Consider the following 22,836-nt stretch of genomic DNA (forward strand, 5'->3'; position numbering starts at 1 on the left):
GGATTTGCCCTGAAAGGCGTGGGGCTACTATTATTGCGCCTTGATTTGCCAACCCAGTGATAGCTTTTAACAGAGGAGAACGCGGGTCGAGGTCGCCAGCCGGCGAGTGCTATCCCTCACCGCTGTAGTTTGGCGGCTTGCCTGCGAAAATTTTTAAATGACTGATAATGCTGACCAAGCGGCCGTAAAAGGCCCTGAGAATGTTCCCGCCCAGCCGGAATTTTCCCTGCAAAAGATTTATACCAAGGATGCCTCGTTTGAGTCGCCACGGGCCCCACAGATTTTTACCGGCGACTGGAAGCCTGAAACCAATGTGCAGCTCAATTCACAGGCGCGGGCGCTGGATGATCAGGGGCTGCATGAGGTGGAGCTGAGCGTGACAGTGACCACCACCTCGCATGAGCAGACGGCGTTTCTGGTGGAGGTCAAGCAGGCGGGGATCTTTGTGATCCGTGGCTTTGAGCCGCAGCAAATGGGGCATCTGCTGGCGGCGTATTGCCCCGGCATTTTGTTTCCCTATGCGCGTGAGGTGATTTCGGATCTGGTCAGCAAAGGCGGTTTTCCGCAGATGTTGCTGGCGCCGGTGAATTTTGATGCCCTTTATGCCCAGCAACTGCAACAGCAAAATGCCGGGGCCTCTTCGGCGCTGAATTGATTGGCCAGATGATGCAAACGATACCTTGCGTGGGCGTGATCGGTGCGGGTTCCTGGGGCACCGCGCTGGCGATTCATCTGGCGCGCCAGGGCGTACCGGTGCGGCTGTGGGGCAGAGATCCGGTGCAAATGCAGGCAATGCGGGAGCAGCGTCAGAATCTGCGCTATTTGCCGGGGATTGATTTTCCGCCCTCGCTGCAGCCGGTGGTGGCGCTTGAGCAGCTTTTGCACGATGCCCCCCGCCTGCTGGTTGCGGTTCCCAGCAGCAGCTTTCGCGCCACCTTGCGTCTGATCGCTGCACAGTGTGCCCATCTTGAGGGGCTGGTATGGGCCACCAAGGGGCTGGAGATGGATTCCGGCCAATGGCTGCATGAGATCATCGCGCAAGAGCTGCCGCGCCCTTTGCCGCAGGCGGTGGTGTCCGGGCCTTCCTTTGCGCAGGAATTGGCACGCGGCCAGCCGACGGCATTAACCGTGGCCTCCTGGGAGGGGGCCTTTGCCCAGGAGGTGACCACCTGGCTCAATGGCGGCACCTTGCGCACCTATACCAGTGAAGATGTGCTCGGCGTTGAGCTGGGCGGGGCACTAAAAAATGTTCTGGCGATTGCGGCGGGCATTTCCGATGGCCTGGGCTTTGGTGCCAATGCGCGGGCGGCCTTGATTACCCGGGGCCTGGCAGAGCTGATGCGTTTGGGTGAGGCCGTCGGGGCGCGCACCGAGACCTTGATGGGCCTGTCTGGGCTGGGGGATCTGGTGCTCACCTGTACCGATAATCAATCACGGAACCGCCGTTTAGGGCTTGCCCTGGGGGCGGGGCATTCGCTGGATGAGGCGATCGCGCAGATTGGCCAGGCGGTTGAGGGTGCGCGCACGGCGGCGGTGATTGTGGATAAGGCCGCACAGGCCGGGGTGGAGTTGCCAATCAGCACGCAGGTGCATCATGTGCTGTATGCAGGGCTGCCCCCGCAACGGGCGGTTGAAATTCTGCTACGTCGCGAAATCAAGCCAGAGTTTCGCTGATTCGATCCTTTGCTGCTGGCTTTTCAGGATTCCCAACCTTTGAGCATATCTCTTGAGATGCGTCCACGCTGGTCGTGGCGCTTTTTTGTTTTCTGGCACACCTTGCGCAAACAGCCCGGTTTTCGCATGGTCAATGTCGCCATGCGCGATGTCTATCGTCTCTCTTTGGGAGATTCACACCATGAGCTGATGTTATTTACGCGGCTGTGGCAGCAGATGGGACATTGGCCGGAATTGCGCGTGTGGATTGATGGGCGTGAGGTCACTGCGACTGAATTTCAGCACATTTTTGGCTGCCTGCAACAGGCTGTTTTGGCGCCGTCGCCGCAACGCTATTGTCAGGGGGAGGCGCCATTCATTAAGCCCAAGGCAGGCACTACCTGGCGCGATGATCCTGCCTTTTTGTTGACCGGATGCCGTTTTCTGGTGGCGGATGATCCGCTGGCGGGACATCTGGAGGCTAAGCCTTGGTATGACTACGGACACATGGATGGCGAAGGGGTCTATCACATTGATCATGCCGCCTTGCAACAGGCCCTGCAACAACACGCCCGCGAACAATGCTGTGATCTGTGTCCGCTGCTGGATCTCAAAGCCTTAAACAGCCGCATTCAGCAACTGCCCGCACATATCGCCCCGCGTGATGACCCGCGCTGGCAGTATCGTTTTGATGCCCAGCAACACCCCATCGGCGTATTGCGCTCAAGCCCCCCGCCTTCGTGGGCCGGACGCACCGATATGGATTCCAGCGTGACCGCTAAAGTCGTGGATGAAGCGGCAGCACAGACCCCGCCCGCGCCTGCCCCGGTCGAGGCGCTCATACACCCACCTGCCGCCTCGCCCAGTGCGCCTCGCGATACAGAATGGACCGAGCCCAGCCCCTTTACCCCGCAAACCGAGCAACGTATCGGCTATGCCGATGTCGGCGGACAACGCGAGGCCATTCGCCTGATTCGTGAGGCGGTGGAAGTCCCCTTGCGCTTTCCCGATTTAATCAAACGTCTGGGGATTCGTGCGCCGCGTGGGATTTTGCTATATGGGCCGCCCGGATGTGGCAAGACCCTGCTGGCTGAAGCCGTGGCCCATGAGGTCGATGCCGCTTTTTTTGCGGTGAAGGGGCCTGAGTTTTTATCCGCATTGCACGGCCAAAGCGAAAAACGCCTGCGCGATTTATTCGCCCAGGCCGCCAAACAGGCACCCAGCATTCTGTTTTTTGATGAGATTGACGCCTTTGCCTTTGACCGGGGGCGCAGCAGCTCAAGCTTTGAAGCCACCCTGGTGGCACAGTTTTTAGCCCTGCTGGATGGCTTTGATCGGCGTGAACAGATTTGCGTGATTGCCACCACCAACCGCCTTGACGTTCTCGACCCCGCGCTGCTGCGCCCTGGGCGCTTTGATCATCGCATCCATATTGGCCTGCCCGAGCGCGATGATCGCCTGCACATTCTCGGTCTGCATACGGCCAAACTGCCGCTGTATAACGACGTAGCGCTGGAGTGGCTGGCGGATCACACGCAGGGCTACACCGGTGCCGATCTGGCGGCCCTGTGCGCCAAAGCCGGCCTGATGGCACTGTATCGCGCCCTGGGTGAAGATATGGAAGCATGGATTGAGCGCGACGAGGCGATTTTGGAACATATCAGCGTGCGTCAGGCTGATTTCCACAGCGCATTAAGCGAAGTACGCCCCTCCGTCTCCGCCGCCCAAGCCCAAGATGGCTTAAGCCTGTAGGTTAAAGCACGGTTTTGCGCTACTATTGGCGGCACGGTCTTGTGCCGATTGTCTCGGCTAACGGAGCTAAAACATCTTTATGAGTCCCTTTTTACAAACGGCGCTGGATGCGGCCCTGAACGCCCAGGAAATCATCAGCCACTACTACCGCCAGGGCGTTGCAGTCAAGCTCAAAGCCGATCAAACGCCGGTGACGGTGGCCGATATTGAGGCGGAACGGGCGATTAAGGCCTGCATTCTCGGGATGTTTCCCCATCATGGCTTTTATGGCGAGGAAACCGGGCGCGAGCGTGCCGATGCTGAATATGTCTGGCTGATTGATCCGATTGATGGTACCAAAAGCTTTGTGCGCGGCTATCCCTTCTTTTCCACGCAGATTGCCCTAATGCGCGACGGTGAGCTGGTGCTGGGGGTTTCCAATGCCCCGGAGTTTCAGGAGCTGGCCTATGCGGAAAAGGGTCTGGGGGCGTATCTCAATCAGCAGCCGATTCAGGTAAGCCACAAAGAACACCTGCCAGAGATCACCTTATCACTGGGCAATCTCACCACACTGACCCAGGGCGAACGCTGGCAAGGTCTGGGGCGTCTCATCCAGAAGGTGCAGCGCACCCGTGGCTATGGTGATTTTTATCACTATCATCTGCTGGCCTCCGGGCGCATTGATCTGGTGATTGAATCGGATGTCAATATTCTTGATATTGCGGCGCTGACCATGCTGGTCAATGAGGCCGGTGGGGTGTTTACCGATCTTGACGGTCAGCCGATCGGCCTGGAAACCACCAGCGTACTGGCGGCGGCAAATCCGGTCTTGCATGACAAGGCGCTGCGTTTGTTGGGAATTGACGAGGACTAAATAAATTGCGCTGCAGTTAGGCGCATTGCTCACGAGGTCTGCCCATGTCGCTTTCTCTCCTTCTCTGTATGCATCGTCTGCATATCCCCGGTCTGTATGCAGGCGTGATGGCACTTTGCCTATTGCTGTGTGTGCCGGGCGTGATGGCACAAAGTGACAGCGCCAGTTATTTCCGGCTGGGACAGATGCATGAACAGGGTCGTGGGGTTGCCCGCGATGTACATGCCGCCATGCGCTGGTATCGGCTGGCGGCTGAACAAGGCCATCTGGAAGCCCAATACACCTTGGGACGGATGCTAGCCAATGGCGAAGGCATCCCGCCCGACGATCGCCGTGCCCAGCACTGGTACCGCCTGGCGGCTGCACAGGGAGATCGTCGGGCCCAGCGGGCACTGTGGGAAATGCTGCTGGCCGAGCGAGGAACCCATGAAGATCTGCCCCGGTTGCTGGAGTACCTGCAAAAAGACGCCAGCGAAGGCGATTTAACCGCCCAAAAAGCCCTGGCCGACCTATACGCTCGCGGTCAGCGGGTTGCGCGGGATTATCGTGCAGCGGCTCAGTGGATGCGCAAAGCCGCCGAGCAAAACGATGCCGATTCACAATATGCCCTGGGCGCCATGTATGACCACGGCTATGCCCTGCCGCAGGATTATCTGCTGGCCAAGGCCTGGTATGAACGGGCCGCCGAACAGGGGCAGCGCGAGGCGCAGTTTGCCTTGGGCGAGCTGTATCTGCAAGGACGCGGGGCCGAGGTGGATGAATTGCTGGCGCATAAATGGTTTAACCGGGCCGCCGCGCAAGGACACGCCGAGGCTTTGACCCAGCGCGACCGCGTGGCGCGTAATCTCGGACCAGAGCAGCTGCTTGAAGCGCAAGAAATGGCCCGCCAGGAATAAGCCCGCCATGCTGGTACACGCTTTGTAAATCACGCCCGCCTTGGACGCCTTCACCCTCAACGAACTGCTCATAGCCTTTGGCGTGGTGCTGCTGGCCGGACTGGTACACGGCACCTTCGGCATTGGCTTTCCGATGGTAGCCACCCCGGTGCTGGCCGCTTTCAGCGATGTCAAAACTGCCATTTTGCTCACCCTGGCACCCAATATCGCCGTGAACATCTGGAGCCTGCTACACGGCGGCCAGTGGCTCGACAGCGTGCGGGCACATTGGCCGGTGGCGGTATGGATGCTGGGCGGCTCGGTGATCGGTACCTGGCTTTTAAGCCAGATGGATCCCAATCCCTTTCGCCTGTTACTGGCGCTGACTCTGGCACTGTATCTGCTCAGCCACCATCTGCGCCAGATCAACTGGCAATGGGTACGCAACCACCCGCGCCGCAGCGGTATCGGCTTTGGCCTGTTGGGCGGCTTTCTGGGCGGAACCGTCAACGTTGGCGGCCCGCCCCTACTGATCTATTTCATGGAACTGCGCCTGGCGCCGGTGGTGTGGGTACAGGCGCTAAACCTGTGCTTTCTCGTGGGCAAAACCGCACAGGTCAGCACCTTTGCCATCCTGGGACTACTCTCCGCGCCTTTATTACTCTGGTCGATCCCCATCGGCGTAGTCGCCCTGATCGGCCTGCGCAGCGGCATGTGGTTACGCGCCCACATCCCCGCCCAGCGCTACATCCACTGGCTACGGGCACTGCTGTGGGGACTGTGCGCATTACTTTTGCTACAGTTTCTGCGCGAATTTGTGGCGGCATCATCTTAAAAAACACCCCTCCTTATTAAGGAGGGGTGCCCCGTCAGGGGCGGGGTGGTTAAAAAGCCTGACCCCCACCCCATCCGCTTTTTGCTAAAATCCCCGCATAAACACCCCATCCCCACATCACATGGAGTCAGTCTTATGCCCTTGAGTTGGAACGAAATCCGCGAGCGCAGTATCCGCTTTGCCAACGAATGGGCGGAGGAATACCGTGAAGAGGCCGAGGCCAAGACCTTCTGGGATCAGTTTTTTCACATCTTCGGGATAGAGCGCCGGCGCCTGGCCAGTTTCGAGCAGCAGGTGCAAAAACTCAGCGGCCAGCGGGGCTTTATTGATCTATTCTGGCCGGGGGTGTTGCTGGCCGAACACAAATCACGCGGCAAGGATTTAGACAGTGCCTATGCGCAAGCCTTGGATTACTTCAGCGGCCTGAGCGACAAAGAACTGCCGCGTTATGTGATTGTGTCAGATTTTGCCCAGTTTCATCTGTATGACCTCGACGCCCAGACCCACACCCAGTTTCCCTTAAGCGCCCTGCCCGAACACATCCAGACCTTTGGCTTTATCGCCGGGTATGAAAACCGCGTCTACAAAGAACAAGACCCGGTGAATATGCAGGCGGCGCATAAACTCGCCCAGCTACATGACGGGCTGCGCGAGATTGGCTACGACGGCTATGATCTGGAAGTCTATCTGGTGCGGATTTTGTTTTGCCTGTTTGCCGAGGATACCGGGATTTTCCTGCCGCGTGGCGCCTTTCAGGAATTCATCCAGCAGCGCACCAGCATCGATGGCTCCGACCTTGCCGCCCGCCTTGCCGAACTCTTTGAAGTCCTCAACACCCCCGACACCAAACGCCTCAAACTCCGCGACGAACAACTGGCCGCCTTCCCCTACATCAACGGCCAACTCTTCGCCGAACGCCTGCGCATCGCCGCCTTTGACAGCCGTTTACGCACCCTGCTGCTGGACTGCTGCGAACTGGACTGGGGCCAGGTCAGTCCGGCCATCTTTGGCAGCCTGTTTCAAGGCATCATGGACAAAGACCTGCGCCGCAATCTCGGCGCGCACTACACCTGTGAACAAAACATCCTCAAACTCATCGGCCCCTTATTTCTGGAGCAACTGCGCGCAGAATTTACCCGCCTGAGCCAAGACCGCAGCACCCAAAAACAGGCCCGGCTCAAACGCTTTCATGAACAGCTCAGCCGCCTGCATTTCTTTGACCCCGCCTGCGGCTGTGGCAACTTTTTGATCATCGCCTATCGGGAACTGCGCCTGCTGGAATTAGACCTCATCCGCGAACTCTACGCCGTTGAAATGAGCCAGCAGTTATCCCTGGATGCGGTAGACCAGTACGTCAAAGTCAATGTCGATCAATTCCACGGCATTGAAATTGAAGAATGGCCGGCGCAGATTGCCAAAACCGCCATGTGGCTGATGGATCACCAAATGAACATCGCCATTTCCAAAGAATTTGGCAACGCCTTTGTGCGCATCCCCTTGGTGAAATCCGCCAATATCGTGCATGGCAATGCGCTACAACTGGATTGGACGCAGGTCATCGCCCCAGCGCAGTGCAGCTACATTCTGGGCAATCCGCCGTTTGTCGGTGGGCGTTGGATGAGCAAGGAACAGCGTGCTGACCATGAGCGAGTTCATGCTGGAAATAAAAGTTCAGGCTTACTTGATTTTGTCTCCGGCTGGTATGTCAAAGCGACACAGTTCATGCAGCACAACCCCGTGATAGAAACCGCGTTTGTCTCCACCAACTCCATCACCCAAGGCGAACAAGTGGGCGCACTATGGCCGGGGCTGTTAGCCAAAGGGGTGCATATCAACTTTGCCCATCGCACCTTTCAATGGAAAAGCGACGCACCCGGCGCGGCGGCAGTGCATTGTGTCATTGTCGGTTTTGCGTTGCAGGAACGTGAGATAAAACGGCTGTTTAGCTATGAACTCACGCAAGGGAAATTGGTGGAAACGACCGTAAGCAATATCAATCCGTATTTGACCGAAGGGCCGGATGTTATATTACTTAGGCGCCAACTGCCTCTGTGCGATGCGCCCAAAATGGTCAGCGGAAATAAACCGATTGATGATGGAAATTATCTGTTCACGCCAGAAGAAAAAGCCAGCTTTCTTGATCTGGAACCTAAAGCAGCCCCTTTCTTCAAGCGTTGGCTTGGCGGACGTGAGTTTTTAAATGGCATTGAACGCTGGTATTTATGGTTGGGCGAATGCAGTCCCCAAGAATTACGAAATCTACCGCATTGCATGAAACGGGTTGAAGCTGTCAAAAAATTTCGCCAAAACAGCAAAAGTGCTCCAACGCAACGACTAGCTAATATGCCTCGGCGATTCCATACCGAGTTTATTCCCACAGGCCCTTATATCGCTTTGCCGCAAGTCTCTTCTGAAAGACGAGAATATATTCCGATGGCTTTTCTTGGGGCCGATACCTTGTGCGGGGATAAACTACGCCTAATTGATAACGCAACGCTCTATCATCTGGGCGTATTGTGTTCAGTGATGCACATGGCTTGGACACGGCAAGTTTGCGGTAGATTAAAAAGCGATTATCAATATTCGGCGTTGATTGTTTACAACAACTTCCCCTGGCCAGAACCCACCGACGCCCAGCGCGTACAGATCGAAAAAACCGCACAAGCCATTCTCGACGCCCGCGCCAACCACCCCGAGGCCACCCTTGCCGATCTGTATGACCCGCTGGCCATGCCCCACGACCTGCGCAAAGCCCACCAAGCCAACGACCGCGCCGTTGACGCCGCCTACGGCAAACACGGCTTCACCACCGAAGCCCAACGCGTCGGCTTCCTCTTCCAACGCTACCAAAGCCTTGCATAACCCACCGGCACCTTGGAGCGCCGAGTTGCACTCGGCAGGTCAGGCAGCCCAGATATGGATTTAAAACCAGCCGACTACACGTCGGCGCTCCAGATAACCACCCCGCCTGCGGCGGGACTCCCTCTTAACAGGGGGGAGTTCTTTAACTGCTGACGAGTACAACTCGGCGCTCCGGGGTGAAGCGTCGTCTCTCAAAGCCTGCGCGTTCCAGTGAGTCGATAAGCGCTTTAATTTTTGGTGGTAGCTTTGTGCTATGCTGCGCGCATGTTGCTGTTCATTCTGATCATTTTCGTACTCTTGCTCTTTTATCTGCCGGCGTTCTGGGCTCAGGCGGTGTTGCGTCATTATGGTCAGGCGCGTGAGGATTTTCCCGGTACTGGGGGCGAATTGGCGCGCCATCTTTTGGATCGGCGCGGCTTGCAGCATGTGCCGGTGGAAGTAACCGAGGCCGGTGATCATTATGATCCCCAGGCGAAAGCGGTACGCTTGTCGCTGGCGCATTTTGAGGGGCGTTCCCTGACGGCGGTGACGGTGGCGGCGCATGAGGTCGGTCATGCCTTGCAGCATCACGAAGGGTATACGCCGCTGTTGGTGCGCACCCGTCTGGTGTTTGCGGCGCAGCGGGCGGAAAAAGTCGGCGCCTGGTTGATGATGCTGATGCCCGTGATGGCCTTGCTGAGCCGTTCGCCGCTGGGCGCGGGTATGATGCTGCTGGCGGGGGCCTTGTCGTTTGGGGTGGCGGCGCTGGTGCATCTGGTGACCTTGCCGGTAGAGCTGGATGCCAGTTATCGGCGCGCCCTGCCGATGCTGACCCGTGGGTATATCCCGCCACGCGATTACCGCGCTGCCCGGCGCATTCTGACGGCCTGCGCCTTGACCTATGTCGCCACGGCACTGGCCTCAACGCTTAATCTCTGGCGCTGGCTGGCGATCATCCGCCGCTAATGCGCACCGTGGCGGCGGCTTCCAGCCGTGGCGGACGCCTCTTGCGTTCGCTGATTTTTAAGCGACACCTGGAAGGGGCCGCCACGTTCTTTCTACTGTCCTGAATAAAGGTCTTTGCCATGCATTTACAGGCTAAGGATTATCTCCAGCGCATCCAGCAGTTTAGCGTGCCCCAGCGCGTGCGTATCCTCAATGTGTGCGGCGGTCATGAGCGTTCGATCACACACGCGGGCCTGCGTAGCCTGTTGCCCAAGGCGATTGAATTAGTGCCGGGGCCGGGGTGTCCGGTGTGTGTGTGTCCAGAGGTCGATATCCGCCTGGCGCTAGCGCTGGCCTTGCATGAAGGCGTTTTATTGGCGGCCTTTGGCGATATGCTGCGTGTGCCGATCAATGCAGAAAGCGGCGAGATTCGCTCGTTGGCGCAGGCCAAGGCCCAGGGCGCGGCCATTGTTCCGCTGGCCAGCCCGCAAGAGGCGGTGGCTCTGGCAAGACAGCACCCGCACCGGCAGGTGGTGTTTTTCGCTGCGGGTTTTGAGACTACGATGGCTCCGGTGGCGGCGATGCTGGCCGAAGGGGTGCCTGATAATCTGGCGGTCTTGCTGTCGGGCCGCCTGACCTGGCCGGCGGTGGCGCGCTTACTTGATACTCAGGCCAGCGCCTTTGATGCCCTCATTGCCCCCGGTCATGTAGCGACGGTGATGGGGGCGAGGGAGTGGAATTTTGTCAGCGAACAGTATCAAATAGCCTGTGCAGTGGCGGGGTTTACCCCGGATAGCCTGCTGGCGGCGGTGTATTCGGTCTTGCGTCAGCGGCTGAGCCAGCCCCCCCGCTGCTTTGTGGATAATTGTTATGCGCGGGCGGTGAGCGAATCCGGTAATCTGCAGGCGCAGCGCTGCCTGGATCAGGTGTTTGAGGTGATCGACAGTCAATGGCGCGGGATTGGCGTTTTGCCCGCATCCGGTTTTGCGCTGCGACCGGCCTATCAGGCGCATGATGCCCGGCTGATTTTTGCGACACAGCAGCGCGCCATTGCCCAGGCAGCGCCGCAGGATATGCCGCCGGGCTGTGCCTGTGCGGAGGTGTTGTTGGGCCAGCGTTACCCGGATCAATGCCCGCTCTACGGGCGTCGCTGCACCCCGCATACCCCGGTGGGGCCGTGCATGGTGTCGGATGAAGGCGCTTGTCAGATCTGGTGGGCCAGCGGACAGCACGCCGCATGAGTGCCTCTTTAGCACATACCGGATAGATAAAGCGCGTTGCTGGCTTGGCATCAATGGGCTAAACAGTTACCCTTGATGGGTCTTTTTTTGTCACCCACTTACATGGAGGACGCTGCTTCCTTGCCCCGATCAAGCGCATCAAGGGTGCGGCGTGAATGTCTATCTTATGAAGCCTAAATCTCAACGTTTTGTCAGTCGTATTACGCGCGATACCTTGGCGCTGATTCTGGCGGGCGGTCGCGGTTCGCGTCTAAAACAAATGACCCTGTGGCGCGCCAAGCCCTCGGTGCCCTTTGGGGGGAAATTCCGCATCATTGATTTTCCGCTGTCCAATTGCATCAACTCCGGCATTCGCCAGGTCGGGGTTTTGACTCAATATAAATCGCATTCCCTGATCCAGCATATCCAGCGCGGCTGGGGATTTTTGCGCGGCGAGTTTGGTGAATTTGTGGAACTGCTGCCCGCCCAGCAGCGTATTGAAACCTCCTGGTATGAAGGCACGGCGGATGCGGTGTATCAAAATATCGACATCATCCGGGCGCATAATCCGGCCTATGTCCTGATCCTTGCCGGGGATCATATCTACAAGATGGACTACGGCGACATGATTGCCTATCACGTCGAAAATGAAGCCGATATGACCGTGGGCTGTCTGGAGGTGGATGTGGATACCGCCCGTGCCTTTGGGGTTATGGGGGTTAACGAGCAGGGGCGAGTGAGAGAATTTGCCGAAAAGCCGGAAAAGCCCCAGGCCATTCCGGGCAAACCCGATAAAGCGCTGGCCTCGATGGGGATTTATGTGTTCAATACCGCCTTTTTATTTGAGCAGCTGAGTAAGGATGCCGCCACGCCGCGCTCCAGTCATGATTTTGGCAAAGATATTATTCCGGATGTGATTCAGCGCTACCGGGTGCTGGCCTATCCCTTTCGTGATGCGCAGACCGGCACACAGGCCTATTGGCGCGATGTGGGCACCATTGACTCCTATTGGCAGGCCAATCTGGAGTTGATCGGAGTGACCCCTGAGCTGAATCTGTATGATCAGGACTGGCCGATCTGGACGTATCAAGAACAATTGCCGCCCGCCAAATTTGTCTTTGATGATGACGACCGTCGCGGCATGGCGGTAGATTCGATGGTTTCCGGGGGGTGCATCATCTCCGGGGCCAGCATTCGCCACTCGCTGCTGTTTTCCAATGTGACCGTCAATGCCTACAGCCACATTCAAGACTCGGTGATTCTGCCGGATGTGGAGATTGGGCGGCATTGCCGCATCACCAAGGCCATTTTGGAAAGTGATTGCGTCGTGCCTGACGGGACGGTGATTGGCGAAGATCCGGTCGCCGATGCCAAGCGTTTTTATGTCTCGCCCGGTGGAGTGACCGTCGTGACCCCTGAAATGCTTGGGCAAGCCGTGCATTATGGCCGCTGAAACCGAGAAATTATCGGTGGTGCTGTGCTGGCACATGCACCAGCCGTATTACCGGGATTTGCGCACCGGGGATTATGCCCTGCCGTGGGTGTATTTACATGCCATCAAAGACTACACCGACATGGTGGCGCATCTGGAGGCCTGTCCGGATGCCAGGGTGGTGGTGAATTTCGCGCCCACGCTGCTTGAGCAGATTGATGATTATGCCCAGCAGTTGGGTGCCTTTCTGGCAGATAACACCCCCCTGTCTGATCCACTCCTGGCCGTGCTCGGTGGCGGGCCGGTGCCGAGCAATCCGCAGGAACGCAGCGCCTTGGCGCAGGCCTGTATCAAGGCCAACCGCACTCACCTGATTGAACCCTACCCGCACTATGTGGCCTTGGTCGATATGGTGCAATGGCTGGAGCAAGCGCCCAGCCGCTTTGCCTATCAGGCAGATCATTTTTTCACCGACCTGCTGACCTGGTTTCATCTGGTCTGGATGGGCGAAACCGTGCGCCGAGAAGATGCGCGCATTCAACGCTTGATGGACAAAGGCGCGGCCTTTTCTCTGGAGGATCGGCGCGAGCTGGTGCAGATCATTCATGAATTGCTCAGCACGGTCATTGGGCGGTATCAGTGTCTGGCCGCAAAGGGGCGCATTGAGCTTTCATTTACCCCGTATGCGCATCCGATCATGCCCTTGTTGCAGGATCTGCGCAGCGCCCACGAGGCGCAGCCTGAGGTTCCCTTACCCGAGCCTGCGCAATATCCAGGGGGGGCGGTGCGGGTTGACTGGCATATCCGGCAGGGTCTGGAGGCCTTTGCGAACTATTTTGATACGCCGCCGGTGGGCTGCTGGCCCTCGGAAGGCGGTCTGAGTGAAACCACCATCGCCGCCCTGGCACAGCATCGTATCGCCTGGACAGCCACTGGCGAAACGGTGTTAAAAAACAGCCTGCAACAGGCACAACGCCCCTGTCCCGATGCGGATAAAGACTGGCTCTATCAACCCTATCGGCTGGCCGATCAAGACACCTGGGTGTTTTTCCGCGACGATGGCCTCTCCGATGCGGTGGGCTTTAAGTATGCCACCTGGCATGCTGATGATGCCGTGGCGGATCTGCTCTCTCATCTGGAACATATTGCAAATCAGGCTGAGGCGAAGGGCACCCTGGGCCAGCGCGTTGTTTCCATCATTCTGGATGGGGAAAACGCCTGGGAATATTATCCCGCCAACGGCTATTATTTTCTCCAGACGCTGTACACCAAACTGGCATCACACCCGCGTCTGAATTTGACGACCTTCAGCGACTGCAAAGCCCGGCTCACCGCTGCGCCCCTTAAACATCTGGTTGCCGGTAGCTGGGTCTATGGCAATTTTGCCACCTGGATTGGCTCTGCGGACAAAAATCGCGGCTGGAAGATGCTGCTTGAGGCCAAGCAGCAATATGATCAAGCTGTGGCAGCACACCGCCTCACGCCCACCCAATTACACGAGGCCACGCTGCAACTGGCGATCTGTGAAGGCTCTGACTGGTGCTGGTGGTTTGGGGATTACAATCCCGCCACGGCGGTCAGTGACTTTGAGCGCCTCTATCGGCTGCACCTGACGAATTTATATCACCTCATTGAGGTGACGCCGCCGACCTACCTTACGCAGCGCTTTACCCACGGTGGCGGCGCTCCCGCAACGGGGGGCACCATGCGACAAGGCCAGGCCGATAAGGAGTCCGAACCTTGAACCGCGATAGCATACCCACCTTCATGCAGCAACGCCGGGGAGGCGTCTTGTTGCATCCGACATCCTTGCCAGGACCCGCCAAGCTGGGTACGCTGGGGGCCGATGCGTACCGTTTTGTGGACTGGCTGGAACGCACCGGAATGGCGGTTTGGCAAATGCTCCCACTCAATCAGACCCATCCGGGCGGCTCACCCTATCAATGCCTCAGCGTGCATGGCGGCAATGTGCAGCTCATCTGCCTGGAACAGTTAGGCGTCTGGGGCTGGCTTGACGATCTCAGCGAAGACCCGCACAGCTATCGCAACCCCTTTGATTGTGCGCCCTTGCAACGCGCCTATGCGGGCTTTATGCGGCAGGCCGATGAAGCACAGCACGCGGCCTATCAGCACTTCATCAGCCAACAGGCGCACTGGCTGGATGATTATGCCCTGTTTCTGGCGATCAAAAACGAACGCCAAGGCGCGCCGTGGTGGGAATGGGATAGCGATCTGCGCACCCGCAACCCCACGGCACTGGCGGCACTCCAAAAGCGCCTGCATCCTGTCCTGGAACATCACCGTTTCGCCCAATATGTGTTTTATCGCCAGTGGCGAGAACTCAAAGCCTACGCCAACCAAAAAGGCATCCTGCTGTTTGGGGATATGCCGATCTTTGTGGCACATGACAGCGCCGATGTTTGGGCACAACGCACCTTATTTGACCTGGACGAGGCCGGGCGGGCGCTCACTGTTGCCGGTGTACCGCCGGATTATTTCTCCAGCACCGGACAGCGCTGGGGCAATCCCCACTACAATTGGGTGGAGATGGAAAAACAAGGCTTTAGCTGGTGGATTGAGCGCATCGACGGGGCGCTGGAGCTTTTGGATCTGATCCGCATCGACCACTTTCGCGGCTTTGAAGCCTATTGGTCCATTCCCGCACAGGCCGACACCGCCATGCACGGACACTGGGTACAGGCCCCCGGCGTGGCGCTGTTTGAACGACTCAAGCAACATTTTGGCGTATTGCCCTTGGTGGCCGAGGATTTGGGCATTATCACCGCCGAGGTCGAAGCCTTGCGTGATCAATTTGGACTGCCAGGGATGAAAATCCTGCAATTTGCCTTTGGTGGCGATGCCGATAATCCCTATCTGCCGCATCATCATGTCGAAAACTGCGTGGTTTACACCGGCACTCATGATAATGACACCTCACTGGGCTGGTTCAGCAGCTGCACCCCGCCGTGTCGTGAACACGCTCTGGCGTATCTGGGACAACCGCAGGAGGCCATGCCCTGGCCCTTGATTCGCTGTGCGCTGGCATCAACGGCGCGTCTGGCCGTGATCCCCCTGCAGGATTTATTATCCTTAGACACCGCCCACCGAATGAACACCCCCGGCACCGTGGAAGACAACTGGTCATGGCGTTTTGCCTGGGAAATGATCCCCGAGGGTCTTGAACACCAGCTGCGCCACTTGCTGCACCTGTACGGACGCGATGGCAGTGCTCATTAACCTCTTAACCTTGCTCACGAGACGAGATCTATGCCAAAACATCACCATCTGATTCCACTGGCGGTTTTTTTGGGCGTACTGGCCATGCCATTACACAGCACTGCCCAGCAGTGGCCTGAACTCAATCCCGGTCTGCGTGCCACCCAAGCCAGCAATGACCGCGCCAATGTCTTGCAGGACGCCTTCGGACGCTTCAGTATCCAGATTCCCAGCGGCGTAGTGCCGATGGGCTCAACGTATAACATGGTGATCGCCGATGAAAAGATTCACATCAGCGTCATCACCGCAAGTCAGGATGAAATGTTTAACATGAATCTGGAAAACTTCCCGGAGATGGTGCGCCAGATGGGCGCGGAGATGGAGGCACAAGACACCTTCGAGGTGCGTAAAGGGCTGTCTGCACGTTACTTTGCCGCGAGCATCCGTGATCCGCAATCCGAACGGCGCATGCGCTCGGTGCATGTCTTTATTCCCGGCCCGAATATCTGGCTTCAAGCCACCGGCCCGGATGCAGACACACGCACCCTCAGCGCCCATGTCCAGAAGTTTTTAGATGGCCTGCGGTTTTAGGCCACAACGGTGCAACACCCTTTTGAGCGTGTTGCGAACATAAAAAAATCGGCACAGCCGATGCAGGTGGAGGTATAAAAACCCATGAGTGTTTATAAAGTCATTGAATTGATCGGCACCAGCCCTAATTCCTGGGAAGAAGCCGCCAAATCCGCCGTGGATAAAGCCCGCGAAAGTCTGCGAGACCTGCGCGTCGTTGAGGTCAACAAACTGGACCTCAAGCTGGATGATCACGGCAACGTGATTGCCTATCGCGCCCGGATCAACGTCTCCTTCAAATACGAAGGCTAGATTCAGCCATCACCCGGCGCAGGTCGGCGCGTCAACGCCAGCGCCTGCGCCACCACCGCAACGCCCGCCCCTTCGCGGTGGGCGTTTTCACTCAAATGACGCCGCCACAGACGGCCGCGTGGCTGCGCATGAAACAGCCCCAGAATATGCCGGGTCATCGCCTGCAAGGGCACCCCACGCTCAAGCTGATGCTGCGCATATTCCATCCATGCCGCCATCACCGCCGCCCGCGTAGGCATGGGTCGATCATCCCCATAAAACATCTGATCCACCGCCGCCAGCAGATAGGGATTTTGATAGGCCTCGCGCCCCACCATTACCCCATCCACCGGCCCAAGCTGCGCCAGCCCTTCCTCAAGGCGCACAATCCCGCCGTTGATAATGATCTCCAGAGCCGGGAAATCCTGTTTGATCTGATGCACCCGCGCATAATCCAGCGGCGGAATGGAGCGATTTTCCTTGGGACTTAAGCCATTCAGCCAAGCCTTGCGGGCATGAATAATAAACACCTCACAACCGCCGTGAGCCACCGTCTCGATAAAGCGGTGCAGATCGGCATAACTATCCTGGGCATCAATCCCAATACGGCTTTTCACCGTCACCGACAAATCACAGGCGGAGCGCATCGCCGCCACACAGGCGGCCACCGTCTCAGGCTGAGCCATCAGACAGGCGCCAAACTGCCCGGCATGGACCCGATCCGACGGACAGCCGACATTAAGATTGATCTCATCATAGCCATATTCTTGCGCCAGGCGCGCACACTGCGCCAAGGCGTGCGGATCATTGCCTCCCAACTGCAACGCCAGCGGACGCTCAAAGGGATCAAAGCCGAGCAACTGCTCACGATTTCCGTGCAACAACGCGGCAGTGGTCACCATCTCGGAATACAACACCGCCCGGCGCGTCAACAACCGCCAAAAATAACGGCAATGGCGATCCGACCACTCCATCATCGGAGCCGTACAAAAACGTCGGTTAATAGACATTAAACAACCACTTGAATTGATTTTTACATTGATTTTCAGGGTTCAAGATGCAAGAAGCGGGCACCAGACACCCGCCTGCTTTTCCTGAACAGCGTATGCGATTTACCATGAATCACCGTCACCTGCATGTAAAGCCAGCGCTCTGCGCTCCCAGAGGCGGCGTTTCATCAGTTTGCGCGGGAAACCCCGGCCGCAAGGCCAAGGAGGGATAGCGCGGCTTGCGAAGCAAGCCTCCTGTTCCCGACGCCTCCTCTTTGGTAGCGTGCTCTCTTTATACATGGATGCTATCTTTATTTTAACCGCCGGGCTGGCGGGGTTAGTCTGTGGAGAAACTGTAAGTCCGGTGTCTCTTTGAGGCATTTGGCAGGTCTCGGCGAAGCAGAAAGCGCTCAGCAGCAATGCTGGGAATCCCCCTCCTTCCTACCTGCCGCGACGCACGCGGCGCAGGCAGGTAGGGCGGGGAGGATGTCAAGTCAGGCGCTCTCTGCGCAAAACTATGTCAACCCAATTCAGAAAAGTCCCCTTTTGTGCAAAGCAGAAGTGTCCCCCGTAGAATGCGTGGTTATGGTGTTTGGGCTGGTGCCGGAGTGATGTTGCCCCGACCTCTCCAAGGGTGGTCCGGCGCCGGTTTGTAGGTTGGCTTGGCGGTCTGTTTTGCCTTGGCCTGGTCGACGCTGTGGTGGACACTTTTTTCATCATCCAGCGGTGTGGGCGGTTCGCCCTCAGCCAACAGACGGTAAGGCATGATGTGCCCCTGGTGCAGGAGGGTGATGGTGCCGTCGAAGGCCTCGCAGACGGTGAGGGTGGCACCCCGCAGGCGGTAGCCCTTGCCCTGTCCCTGAAGCTGATATTCCCGGTTCTTGAACTGGAAGCAAAGGTTCTTGGAGAGCTTACGGGTATGGTGCATGCAAAGGATGAGGGCCTGCTCCTCGGGGCTGTGCAGCACCGGTCGGTGGGCATCCTGGGGGCTTTGTGGCTCGACGGCGAAGCGGGCGTTGAAGTCGGCCATGAAGGTGGGGAGGAAGGCGTTGGCGGCGTCGATGTCCGAGATCTCACGCAGGCGCAGCTCCTTGACCAAACGGTCTTGCAGGGTCTGGTTGGCCCGCTCCACCCGCCCCTTGGCCTGAGGCGTGTTGGCATGAATGGCGGCGATGTCGAGGGTCTTGAGGGCGCGGGAAAACTGGGTCAGCTCCCCGTCGTGCTCAGGATGATTGACACGGAAGATGCTGTGTTTGTCTGAGTAGAGGGCCACCGGACGTCCGTGCTGATCCAGGTATTGCTGTAGGGTCTCCATGTAGGCCTGGGTGGTCTCGGCGGGCACGAAGCGCAGGGCCATCAGGCGCCCTGTGGCGTCGTCGATGAACACAATCAGGGTACAGCGCGGGCCGCGCACCTCAAACCAGTCATGGGGCGAGCCGTCGATTTGAATGAGCTCCCCCAGGCAGGGGCGGCGTGGACGGCGCTGATGAATGCGGGCTTGCTTGCGTTGCTTGGGCTGCCATAGCCCATCGGCCACCATCCACTGGCGCAGGGTCTCGACCGAGAGATGATGACCATGGCGCTCGGCCAGCTTTTCGCAGGCCAGGGTGGGGCCAAAGTCGGTGTAGTGCGTCTTGACCAAGGCGAGCACCTCCTGGCGTACTGTCTCGGCAATGGCGTTATTGGGACGTCGGCCACGGTGGCCACTGCGTAGCCCTGTCGCCCCATGCTCACGATAGCGGCGAACCAGGCGCTTGACCTGGCGCACGCTCAACCCCAGGCGCTGGGCCGCCTCGGCCTGCCGCAGATGCTTGTTCGCCACCGCCTGAATCATCTCTAGTCGGTCAATTTCTTTGTGACTCATCGTAATGTGCTCCTTCGTCATGCGTGCCCCTCCCGCTTAAATATAAAGGGGACATTTTAGAATTGGACGAAGGGGACATTACTGCTTTGGGCTAACACAGGCTTCCGTTGCGACTTGACAGGCACCCGGACCGAAGATATATTGCGGTGAAAGCGGTTGGATTTCCTATCCTTCGACCAAAGCTCAAGCTGGGTGGCTTTTTCGTAGACTTCATCCAGCAAATCTGCCACCGTTAGGGGGCGATCGCTCTCCCAGGGAAGTTCGTAGGTCAGTCCTTCTACTTCACAGAGGGTGTCTAGCAGCTCGATTTGTTCGTAGAGGCTAGCGGATTGTTTTAATTGGTCTAGGATAGCTTCAGCTTCAGTTTCGCATTCCAGCAAAAACTCCTGGGGCCCAGTCAGCGGCTGGTTGACCGCTGGATCAAAGGGTAAGAATTTGGGCTTGGGCGGGACAGGACGTACGGGCGCTTGGCTAAAGCGGAAATCATGGACGAAATCAATGCGCTCTATCGCCGCTGTGGAAATTAACTGGTTCAGCGGCGCAACGCGCACGGAGACATCATCACAGCGGCCGCTCATCAACTCCTGAATCAGCTTCAGTAACGGTGATTCACCAATGGCGCTGGGCTGACCTACTTCAAACATGCTGTGGGTTAGCAACAGGGTAAGAGTGGGGCGTCCTAACTGGCTCCAGTGGCGCTGGATATAGGCTAGTTCGCCTTTGATTTGGGCAACCAGGAAGTGGTAGTCGATGGTTAGATAAAACTGCTGCTGATCCAAAAACGAAGGTAAGAAAGCTATGGCATCGCCATGGACGTAGAAGAGGCGGGACGTGGTCAGGCTGCGCAGGCGGCGCAGGGGACGCCCTGATAGCCCCAGGACGTCGTTGCGGCCAATTTGGCTGTAGATAACGGCTAGCTCTGCGGCATGGCGAATTTGCACCGGCTCCACTTGGCTGGGCACCTGGGTGGGCACGCCATAGGTGGATAGCTGGGCCTGCAGGGCTTCATCTTCGGCAATCAGGGCAACCTGCACCAGCGGTGCTTGGGGAGCCTGGAGGGATAAATGCCGTCCTAGGGGATCGAGATCGCCCACGGCAATCAAATGCTCTGACAGCAGTTGCCCTAGGTAGTAGAGGCTCTGGGCCCAGACCAGCGGCACATTGTCATTGGGCTGGCGGATTTGGCTGCCGGGGTCGTCGCGTTCGGCATCCAGATGCTCTGGGGGGACATAGTACAGTTCCGGGAGCAGCATCCGTCCATTCTGTTCCACCAGCACCGATTGCAGGCGCTGTTGATAGTCGTCGATCTGAGGGCGATCGCCAATGTGGACAGCCATGCATGCCTCCCCTCAAAATTTGCGAAAAACGCATTATAGAGGATATTGATCGAGGGAAAATCTGTCGATAACGTGAAAGGGTGCTGAATGACGGGAACAGGATCGCCGCGATCAGCTTTGATCTAGGGTGGCTGACCCTGCTCACCGATCAGGCGAGAGCACGACGCTTGGCATAGAACCAGACCGGAACCGCGTGACAGGATCTGGAAACTTCAGTATCGTGTCATTATCACTAGACCTTCACGGACACCGCCCGGACATGGACGTCCAACTGCAGGGATGCGTCGCCGCTCCCTACCGCCGCCGTCGCCCCGCCGATACACTGCTCTATCGGGTGGTGCAAAACCACCTGGAGACTTTTCTCTCGCGGGGGCGGGACGCGTGGTGGGAGACGCAGGTACCACCGCATGCAGAGCGCGAACTGAGGCGTTTTTTGGAGTGTGGCATCCTGGCCCATGGTTTTGCCCGCGCCCGCTGTGACGCCTGCGGCCATGACGTTCTGATCGCCTTCTCCTGCAAAGGCCGGGGTGTCTGCCCGTCCTGCAACACGCGGCGCATGGCCGAGACCGCAGCACATCTGGCCGATCACGTTCTGCCTCGCGTGCCGGTGCGCCAGTGGGTCCTGTCCGTACCCAAGCGGCTACGCTATCACCTCCAGCACGACCGCGAAGCCCTCAACAGTGCCTTGCGCATTTTTCTGGATGCGATTGAGCGCCACCTGTGCGGCAGCCTGGGTGCCAGTACCCAGGCACGCACCGGGGCGGTGGCCTTCATCCACCGATTCGGTTCCGCGCTGAATGAGCACACGCACTTCCATGTCGTCGTGATCGACGGCGTGTTCGAGCCCGACCCGGAGCGGGGTGTCCGGTTCATCGCGGCAGAGGCCATCGACGCCGACGCCGTGCGCGTCGTGCAAACGCAGGTGCGCCGCCGCATTCTCCGGGCATTCGTGCGCCGTGGGCGGATCGATACCCAGACCCGAAAAGAGATGGAAGCGTGGGACCACGGCGGCGGGTTTTCGCTGGATGCGAGCGTGCGCATCGAGGCGGACGACCGCAAGGGCCTGGAACGGCTGCTGCGCTACTGCGCTCGTCCTCCCTTCGCCGCCGACCGGCTGGAGGAACTCGACCCGCAGTGGCTGATCTATCGCTTGCCCAAACCGGGTCCGGACGGGCGCACCCAGATCATCCTCACGCCGCTGGAGCTGATCGGCCGCATCGCCGCGTTGGTCCCGCCGCCCCGGCAGCATCGCCACCGGTACTATGGCGTACTCGCCCCAAACTCACCGCTGCGCCCCGCCGTCACCGCTCTGGCACCCGAGGCTGTAGTCCCGGCGCCGACATCCCACCGGGCGGTGAAAACCGCAGCGGAGGATCTGCCCACAACCCTCTGGCGCTCTCCCGCCCGCTACCTCTGGGTGATGCTGCTGGCGCGCATCTACGAGGCGTTTCCGTTGACCTGCCCGCAGTGCGGCGCCGAGATGCGGATTCTCGCCTTCATCACCGAGGCGGTGGACGTTCGGGCCATCCTGGAGCACATCGGCGAACCCGCCACCCCGCCCCGTATCGCCCAGGCGCGGGGTCCGCCGGAGTGGTACGAGGACGCTACGGAGCATGCCATCGCCGCTGAGGCAGGTTCCGCAGGTGATCCCTACGCCCAGCCCGCGCCGGAGTGCGAGTACGACCAGCGGGTGTCCTGGTAAAGCAGCTCCCTTGGGCTGCTAGCCCCACCGTTGCCCGCTTTCCACAACCCAACCCATCGCCCACCGGAAAAACCGTCTCGCCACCCCTTGGCGGGCCGATTTCAGACACGCATAGGCTGCCGACGCTGCTCAGACGGGGCTTCCGTTGCGACTTGACAGGCCCCCGGGGCGAAGGGATATTGCGGTGAAGGCGGTTGGATTTCCTATCCTTCCTTCCTTTCCTTATCCTTTCCTTATCCTTCAATCGGTTAATAACCCTCACCGCCTCGTAGAGCGCGAAGTTGTATTGGCGCTTTATAACCAAGCCAAGCCAAACAACAGCTATTCAAACGTTTCTGAAACTGTACGCAACTGGTTTGAGGTAGAAGCAAAACGGCAGGGCTGGACTTCAGTCCAATTTGTCAATCAGGCAGCAGTCTTGGTCGCAACCGTAACCTTGGGCTAACTTTTGCCACACCTAA

The 22,836-nt window shown here is 58.4% G+C and carries 18 protein-coding genes; 15 read left to right on the forward strand and 3 right to left on the reverse strand.

Annotated elements, in window-relative coordinates; all coding sequences use genetic code 11:
• The first annotated feature begins 157 nt into the window (after positions 1-157).
• The 14 genes from secB (at position 158) to THISIDRAFT_RS09550 (ending at position 16,504) form a co-directional block, all read left to right on the forward strand.
• Positions 158-655 (forward strand): protein-export chaperone SecB, encoded by a 498-nt coding sequence (gene secB / locus THISIDRAFT_RS09485; protein ID WP_006787751.1) that lies wholly within the window; start codon positions 158-160, stop codon positions 653-655.
• Positions 656-666: 11 nt separating this feature from the next.
• Complete coding sequence (locus tag THISIDRAFT_RS09490) at positions 667-1,674, forward strand: NAD(P)H-dependent glycerol-3-phosphate dehydrogenase (protein ID WP_006787750.1); 1,008 nt, start codon at positions 667-669, stop codon at positions 1,672-1,674.
• 39 nt (positions 1,675-1,713) lie between these two features.
• Positions 1,714-3,405, forward strand: a complete 1,692-nt coding sequence (locus THISIDRAFT_RS09495) for an ATP-binding protein (RefSeq protein ID WP_139064036.1) — start codon at positions 1,714-1,716, stop codon at positions 3,403-3,405.
• Between the two features lie 73 nt (positions 3,406-3,478).
• Positions 3,479-4,258 carry an inositol monophosphatase family protein gene (locus tag THISIDRAFT_RS09500; protein WP_217159226.1) on the forward strand — a complete coding sequence of 260 codons (780 nt, stop codon included), beginning with the start codon at positions 3,479-3,481 and terminating at the stop codon, positions 4,256-4,258.
• A 44-nt stretch (positions 4,259-4,302) separates the two neighbouring features.
• Positions 4,303-5,154 carry a tetratricopeptide repeat protein gene (locus THISIDRAFT_RS09505; protein ID WP_006787747.1) on the forward strand — a complete coding sequence of 284 codons (852 nt, stop codon included), beginning with the start codon at positions 4,303-4,305 and terminating at the stop codon, positions 5,152-5,154.
• Between the two features lie 40 nt (positions 5,155-5,194).
• On the forward strand, positions 5,195-5,968 hold the full coding sequence (locus THISIDRAFT_RS09510; protein WP_006787746.1) for a sulfite exporter TauE/SafE family protein: 774 nt from the start codon (positions 5,195-5,197) through the stop codon (positions 5,966-5,968).
• 135 nt (positions 5,969-6,103) lie between these two features.
• Positions 6,104-8,830 (forward strand): DNA methyltransferase, encoded by a 2,727-nt coding sequence (locus THISIDRAFT_RS09515; protein ID WP_006787745.1) that lies wholly within the window; start codon positions 6,104-6,106, stop codon positions 8,828-8,830.
• A 264-nt stretch (positions 8,831-9,094) separates the two neighbouring features.
• Positions 9,095-9,775, forward strand: a complete 681-nt coding sequence (locus THISIDRAFT_RS09520) for a zinc metallopeptidase (protein ID WP_006787744.1) — start codon at positions 9,095-9,097, stop codon at positions 9,773-9,775.
• Positions 9,776-9,894: 119 nt separating this feature from the next.
• A complete protein-coding gene (gene hypD, locus THISIDRAFT_RS09525) occupies positions 9,895-10,995 on the forward strand; it encodes a hydrogenase formation protein HypD (RefSeq protein WP_006787742.1) in 1,101 nt (366 codons plus the stop codon).
• 166 nt (positions 10,996-11,161) lie between these two features.
• Entirely contained in the window at positions 11,162-12,427 is a 1,266-nt protein-coding gene (gene glgC, locus THISIDRAFT_RS09530; RefSeq protein WP_006787741.1) for a glucose-1-phosphate adenylyltransferase, read from the forward strand.
• Entirely contained in the window at positions 12,417-14,150 is a 1,734-nt protein-coding gene (locus THISIDRAFT_RS09535; RefSeq protein WP_006787740.1) for a glycoside hydrolase family 57 protein, read from the forward strand. The genes glgC and THISIDRAFT_RS09535 overlap by 11 nt, the downstream gene beginning before the upstream one ends.
• Positions 14,151-14,173: 23 nt before the next feature.
• Entirely contained in the window at positions 14,174-15,643 is a 1,470-nt protein-coding gene (malQ, locus tag THISIDRAFT_RS09540) for a 4-alpha-glucanotransferase (RefSeq protein ID WP_040852512.1), read from the forward strand.
• Between the two features lie 30 nt (positions 15,644-15,673).
• Positions 15,674-16,213 (forward strand): hypothetical protein, encoded by a 540-nt coding sequence (locus tag THISIDRAFT_RS09545; protein ID WP_006787738.1) that lies wholly within the window; start codon positions 15,674-15,676, stop codon positions 16,211-16,213.
• A gap of 84 nt (positions 16,214-16,297) precedes the next feature.
• The gene (locus THISIDRAFT_RS09550) at positions 16,298-16,504 is read left to right on the forward strand and encodes a dodecin family protein (RefSeq protein WP_006787737.1); all 207 of its coding nucleotides are present in this window, start codon (positions 16,298-16,300) and stop codon (positions 16,502-16,504) included.
• Positions 16,505-16,506: 2 nt separating this feature from the next.
• On the opposite strand, the gene dusA is transcribed toward THISIDRAFT_RS09550, so the two are convergent.
• The 3 genes from dusA to THISIDRAFT_RS09565 all read right to left on the reverse strand — a co-directional run bounded on the left by dusA (position 16,507) and on the right by THISIDRAFT_RS09565 (position 20,673).
• Positions 16,507-17,493, reverse strand: a complete 987-nt coding sequence (gene dusA, locus THISIDRAFT_RS09555; RefSeq protein ID WP_083824625.1) for a tRNA dihydrouridine(20/20a) synthase DusA — start codon at positions 17,491-17,493, stop codon at positions 16,507-16,509.
• 562 nt (positions 17,494-18,055) lie between these two features.
• On the reverse strand, positions 18,056-19,357 hold the full coding sequence (locus THISIDRAFT_RS09560; RefSeq protein WP_246585315.1) for an ISNCY family transposase: 1,302 nt from the start codon (positions 19,355-19,357) through the stop codon (positions 18,056-18,058).
• Between the two features lie 35 nt (positions 19,358-19,392).
• The gene (locus THISIDRAFT_RS09565; RefSeq protein WP_006788871.1) at positions 19,393-20,673 is read right to left on the reverse strand and encodes a glycoside hydrolase family 15 protein; all 1,281 of its coding nucleotides are present in this window, start codon (positions 20,671-20,673) and stop codon (positions 19,393-19,395) included.
• Between the two features lie 259 nt (positions 20,674-20,932).
• Here THISIDRAFT_RS09565 and THISIDRAFT_RS09570 point away from each other — a divergent pair, with 259 nt between their 5' ends.
• Positions 20,933-22,375: a transposase gene (locus tag THISIDRAFT_RS09570; RefSeq protein ID WP_221913990.1), complete on the forward strand. Its 1,443-nt coding sequence runs from the start codon at positions 20,933-20,935 to the stop codon at positions 22,373-22,375.
• The last annotated feature ends 461 nt before the right edge of the window (positions 22,376-22,836 follow it).

This window comes from Thiorhodospira sibirica ATCC 700588 (assembly GCF_000227725.2).
Taxonomy (GTDB): domain Bacteria; phylum Pseudomonadota; class Gammaproteobacteria; order Ectothiorhodospirales; family Ectothiorhodospiraceae; genus Thiorhodospira; species Thiorhodospira sibirica.

Excerpts from the sequence above, each read along its gene's own strand:
- THISIDRAFT_RS09550 (WP_006787737.1), top strand. The coding sequence starts at position 16,298 with ATGAGTGTTTATAAAGTCATTGAATTGATCGGCACCAGCCCTAATTCC.
- THISIDRAFT_RS09570 (WP_221913990.1), top strand. The coding sequence starts at position 20,933 with ATGGACGTCCAACTGCAGGGATGCGTCGCCGCTCCCTACCGCCGCCGT.
- THISIDRAFT_RS09515 (WP_006787745.1), top strand. The coding sequence starts at position 6,104 with ATGCCCTTGAGTTGGAACGAAATCCGCGAGCGCAGTATCCGCTTTGCC.
- THISIDRAFT_RS09545 (WP_006787738.1), top strand. The coding sequence starts at position 15,674 with ATGCCAAAACATCACCATCTGATTCCACTGGCGGTTTTTTTGGGCGTA.
- THISIDRAFT_RS09490 (WP_006787750.1), top strand. The coding sequence starts at position 667 with ATGCAAACGATACCTTGCGTGGGCGTGATCGGTGCGGGTTCCTGGGGC.
- dusA (WP_083824625.1), bottom strand. The coding sequence starts at position 17,493 with ATGTCTATTAACCGACGTTTTTGTACGGCTCCGATGATGGAGTGGTCG.
- THISIDRAFT_RS09535 (WP_006787740.1), top strand. The coding sequence starts at position 12,417 with ATGGCCGCTGAAACCGAGAAATTATCGGTGGTGCTGTGCTGGCACATG.
- THISIDRAFT_RS09560 (WP_246585315.1), bottom strand. The coding sequence starts at position 19,357 with ATGACGAAGGAGCACATTACGATGAGTCACAAAGAAATTGACCGACTA.
- secB (WP_006787751.1), top strand. The coding sequence starts at position 158 with ATGACTGATAATGCTGACCAAGCGGCCGTAAAAGGCCCTGAGAATGTT.
- THISIDRAFT_RS09505 (WP_006787747.1), top strand. The coding sequence starts at position 4,303 with ATGTCGCTTTCTCTCCTTCTCTGTATGCATCGTCTGCATATCCCCGGT.
- hypD (WP_006787742.1), top strand. The coding sequence starts at position 9,895 with ATGCATTTACAGGCTAAGGATTATCTCCAGCGCATCCAGCAGTTTAGC.
- THISIDRAFT_RS09520 (WP_006787744.1), top strand. The coding sequence starts at position 9,095 with ATGTTGCTGTTCATTCTGATCATTTTCGTACTCTTGCTCTTTTATCTG.
- THISIDRAFT_RS09565 (WP_006788871.1), bottom strand. The coding sequence starts at position 20,673 with ATGGCTGTCCACATTGGCGATCGCCCTCAGATCGACGACTATCAACAG.
- malQ (WP_040852512.1), top strand. The coding sequence starts at position 14,174 with ATGCAGCAACGCCGGGGAGGCGTCTTGTTGCATCCGACATCCTTGCCA.
- glgC (WP_006787741.1), top strand. The coding sequence starts at position 11,162 with ATGAAGCCTAAATCTCAACGTTTTGTCAGTCGTATTACGCGCGATACC.